Consider the following 4,544-nt stretch of genomic DNA (forward strand, 5'->3'; position numbering starts at 1 on the left):
GGACGTAGGGGGCGCCACGCCGCGTTGCTGACGCGCGACGCCGAGGGCAAGAGGACTAGGAAGTTGGATTCCTTTGTAGTTCAAGTTTGGCGCCGGGTCTTAAGCGCGGCCGCGTGGGTATCGCCACTTGAGTGGATCTGGTTCGTGTTTCCCCGCCTCCGTACCCACGGTTGGGTCGACGTCTGGGTCTTCCTGAACCTCGCGCTGTCCCTCGTTGCCCTGTTGGTCGCAAGCCAGGTCGGATTTTGCACACTCGTCATCGGGCTCGTGACCTACGGCGGCATCCGAGTTCTCGAGGTCGTCGTCTATCAGGCGAATGTGGTTTTGTTCAATCCGTACAGAGAATCCCCGGCAACAGCCAATTACGCGGTCCGAAGCTACCGCCGCATCGTGATTCTGGCCCTGCACAACTACGTCGAGGCCGTCGTTTGGTTCGCTGCGGCGTACGCGACCTACCGCCATCTGTTTGGCGGCAAGGCCGATGTTCTGTCCACCCCGGTCGGGGCTCTGTACTTCAGCATGGTGACCATGACCACCGTGGGCTACGGCGAAATCACGCCCGCCAACGACGGGGCCAGAGCTCTCGTTATCGCCCACCTGCTCGTCGCTGTGTTCATGACGCTCGTCATCTTGGCGCGGTTCGTTGGATTCCTGCCAGTGCCGAGGACAATGGATGACACCGAGAGACCTGCCACCTGACGACCCGCAGAAACTGCCGGTCGGCGCCGTGGCGGATCGCGTCGGCCCGGCCCTCGCCGGTCCCGCCCGCGGGTTGCACGGAGATGCAGACCGGCCTGGAGGAGTGAGCGATGGAGACCTTCGAGGCGTCGATCAAGAGTTCTTACGTCACACTTCGTTCAATTTATCTCGGCAAGGCCGCCCTTCAGACTGGGCTGCTTCCTCCAGGGAAGGTGACAGTTCTAATCGAGGGGCTCGATGGTTTCACGGCAGAGGGGACGCTGAACCAGTACGGCTTGCTTACCGGAATGGCCGCGGTCTACCAAACACTGCGCCTTACCGCAGGTTCGCGCCTCAAGTTCACGGTCCAGAATCCCGGCAACGATCCCAAGGTCGTGATCTTAGAGCCTCGGCCGCCGCAGCCGGGAGAGCTGCCACTTCCGGGCGACACCACTCCGGCGCCGACGCCTCCCGAAGCCACGGTCTTCGAGCGACTTAACCTCCGTCATGTGCACTTGGAGCCCTTTCGTCCCGAGAACCTCAACAACTGGGAGCCAGAGACGGAGGCAGACGTGTACCTGGCTTTCGGAGTCCTGCAGGACTTCACCGACTTCCGATACTGTTGCGGCGCGAGCAAGGCGGTATTATCCCGCCTCGGCGCCAACTACGATGAGGTTTCAAAACCGGATGCGATCCTGATTGATCGGACGACGGAGCGATATCTAATGGCAGAGTGGAAGAAACTGTCGTCAGACTTCAAGTTGAACCACCGACCGGACGAGGTGGACGTTCTCATCTGCTGGCACGACGACGAAGACGATCGGCGGAGTCTACCTCCCCGTGTCGTGGCTCTTCACTCGGTTGCGCGAACTGCTGCCGAGACCTCGCTGTTGGAGGAGTGACCAACACAAGATGTGATGGACGCGCCGGTCAACCCGACGGTAGCCCGAGATCACGCTCGGCGGCACCAGTCCGAAAAGCTGGGTGTGCCGTGTCGCACCGTCCGCGCCTCGCTGCTTCGCGGGCAGGGGGGGCGGCTTCGCAGCATTCGCGGGACGGGAGGCGTGGATGTAGGTAGCGGCCATCGCGTTGGTGCTAATCGCCGCGGTACGGCAAAAGGACAGGAGACCTTTCACGGCGCGTCAGCCGGGCATGTGGGGTTCACATGCGTCTTACCCGTGGCCCGCCACCCCAGCGATTGCTGACTTAGCTGTAGAAGAACGCGGTGCGACTTCGTTCCCCCAGTGTACTCGATTTACTGCTTCTTGGCCCTTAGTTTACGCGCGTTCTCACGGGCTTCCGCGGCCTCCTCCATCTTGCCTTGGTCGGTGAGGGCCAAGCAAAGATGGACGTAAAGCAGGGCGTTCTTCGGGTCGAGCTCAATGGCCTTCCTGTAGTTCGCTGCGGCCTCGTCGAGTTTGCCCTGCTCGTAAAGGGCGAGCCCGAGGCTGTTGTAGGCAATGGGATCCTTTGGGTTAAGTTCGACGAACTTCCGGTAGTTCGTGACGGCCTCGTCAAACTTGCCATTCAAGGAAAGGAGAAAGCCGAGCATGTTATAGGCGTTGGCGTTGTCTGGGGCGAGTTCGGTAGCGAGCCGCCCGCGTGCGATGAACTCGTCAGACCCGCTGTGGTTGAGGAGGAGGCTTTCGAGGTTCCTGCCGCTCGCGCTCTTTCGGCCAAGCTCGAGAGCCTTCCGGTAGTTTGTAAGAGCGTCCTCGACATTGCCGAGGTCGAGTAGCTCCGACGCCAGACCGCTGAGGGCGGTGGGATCCTCTGGCCGGAGTTCGATGGCCCTCCGGTAGTTCGCGATGGCCTCGTCGCGGTTGCCACGCTCAGAGAGCTCGAGCGCGAGCATGTTATAGGCGTCGACGTTCTTTGGGTCGAGCTCGATCGCCTTCCGGTATCCCGCGAGGGCCGCGTCACGCTTACCCTGCAAGGAGAGGGCAACTCCGAGTTTTATGTAGGCGTGGACGTTTTTCGGGTCGAGCTCGATGGCCTTCCGGTAACTTGCTATAGCCTCGTCTCTCTTGTCTTGCATGACGAGGACATTCCCGAGATTGTTATAGGCCGCAGCGTCCTTTGGATCGAGTTCGATGGCCTTCCGCTCGTTCACTATGGCTTCGTCGAACTTGCCCTGGGAGAAAAGAAAGGCCCCGAGCGTGCGGTAAGCAGCAGCGTCGTTGGGGTCGAGCTCGATGGCCTTGCGGCAGTTGACAATGGCCTCGTCGAACTTGTGCAGGTTATATAGATAGATACCCTTTATCCTCCAGCATTCAGCGTGATCTGGTGCGAGGAGTAAGGCTTCTTCGACCTTCCTTCGAACAAGTTCCAATTGTCTCGGGTCTCTATTCAGATCTAACACAATGCCAGAAGTGCCGAGCCTGGGCTGATCTCCGGAGCCGCCCAGCAAGTCCAGGGCTTGATCCAAGAGCCTGTTCGCCTCGATTCTATTCGTGGTGCGTGCGCTGGTACACCCGTGGTAGAAATTGAAGGCACTCATTCCGAAGGCGGCTATCGCCGTGAAGCGCGTAATCCAGTCCCACCACGCAAGAGTCTTCGTCTTCATTGTCTTGTCGCTCATCCTCGGAGCCTGTTCCTCTTGAGTTGATCCCGACTGTGCGGCTGTTTCGCTTGTCGCATCCACGCTTCAAGCTCCTTTCTGGATCATCCGGACCTGGAGGCAACGCTCAGATCCTCCGCCCGGAAGTGGAGGACCCGTCCCGCCCAGGCGTCGGGCAGCGTTCCGCACGGACAGCGCCAATACGTGACGTGCTATTTTCCACCTACCGGCAGTTCGGCAACACCGCCGGATCCCTCCCGCTCAGTTTCCCACCGCTCGTCTTCTTCCCGTACCTCGTCTGCCCCTGGTACGTCGCGGAGGTGACGAAGTAGTAGCCGTGGCCGGGCTGGGGTGTGGGGAGGGTATCGGCGACAGTCACGTAGTCGCCCCGTGCGGGAGGAGCGGCGGGGTAGTGGCACTGAAGCCCATAGGCCTGCGACCAGGTGCCGACGGTGGAGAGGTCGCCCCAGTAGGTGTCGAAGTGGTCAGCGGCGGGCATGCCCTCGGGCATGTAGGGGACGCGGAAGCCAATCGTGGCGGGTGCCGGAGTGTAGGTTTGAAGGACATCGAAGAGCGTCGCGAACCCAGCGAAGTGCATTATGCGACGCACGCTCTCGTAGGGCGGAGGGGGCGCCGCCGCCGCGTAAGAGTACGCTCGAATGAGGTAGTGCCCGGATATCCTGTCAAAAGCGCCGCCGTACGCTTCCATCCGATCCGCGCCGTCACCCGCGGAGCATCGCTCCGCCAGGTAGGCAAGCACCCTCTTCTCCGAACCGGTGTACGCCGTGAGTTCGTAGTATTGGCGATTGGTGAAGAAGTAGGACCCACACTCGACCGCAGGAAGTGAGTTCGGCTCCCAGACGATGCTTCGACTCTGGTTGTCTAGCATCCACGGAGCCCCATCGACGTCGCATCCGCGAGTGTCGTTGCCGTTAGCCACGCATTCATACGCTTCGCATCGAAGCGATGGATCAAGAATCACCCAATCGCTGCAATCCAGCGGCTGCCCGGGCTCGCTTGCCCAAACCGGCAGCACGCACACCGCGGCTACCACACAGAGGACCCAAAAAGTACGCATCGGCAGCCCCCTTCAGGTTGCTGCCTACTGTATACGCCCTTTTGGGGCGATGGGGGCAATGCGGAGTCGCGGCGGGACCAGCTCGGCGGCGGGTCAGGCGGCGCGGTCGGCGGGTCACACCTACGTGGTGGCCGGTGCTGGCCCCACATCCTGCCCGGCGCGCTTCGCGATGCCGAACACCGCGTTCCACGGAAGTCTCAGCACGCCGGCGTGATAGTCGGTGACCTC

At 61.3% G+C, this 4,544-nt stretch carries 4 protein-coding genes; 2 read left to right on the forward strand and 2 right to left on the reverse strand.

The annotated features are described in order from the left end of the window. Together LAO51_19975 and LAO51_19980 are read left to right on the forward strand one after the other, a co-directional pair. On the forward strand, positions 1–699 hold a 699-nt coding region (locus tag LAO51_19975), incomplete at its 5' end, for a potassium channel family protein (protein ID MBZ5641024.1). Positions 700–809: 110 nt separating this feature from the next. Then, a complete protein-coding gene (locus LAO51_19980; protein ID MBZ5641025.1) occupies positions 810–1,580 on the forward strand; it encodes a hypothetical protein in 771 nt (256 codons plus the stop codon). 353 nt (positions 1,581–1,933) lie between these two features. Here LAO51_19980 and LAO51_19985 read toward each other — a convergent pair whose 3' ends face one another. Together LAO51_19985 and LAO51_19990 are read right to left on the reverse strand one after the other, a co-directional pair. After that, entirely contained in the window at positions 1,934–3,322 is a 1,389-nt protein-coding gene (locus LAO51_19985) for a tetratricopeptide repeat protein (protein ID MBZ5641026.1), read from the reverse strand. A 139-nt stretch (positions 3,323–3,461) separates the two neighbouring features. Then, the gene (locus LAO51_19990) at positions 3,462–3,998 is read right to left on the reverse strand and encodes a hypothetical protein (protein ID MBZ5641027.1); all 537 of its coding nucleotides are present in this window, start codon (positions 3,996–3,998) and stop codon (positions 3,462–3,464) included. Between the last annotated feature and the right edge of the window lie 546 nt (positions 3,999–4,544).

The organism is Terriglobia bacterium, assembly GCA_020073205.1.
Classification (GTDB): Bacteria; Acidobacteriota; Polarisedimenticolia; order Polarisedimenticolales; family JAIQFR01; genus JAIQFR01.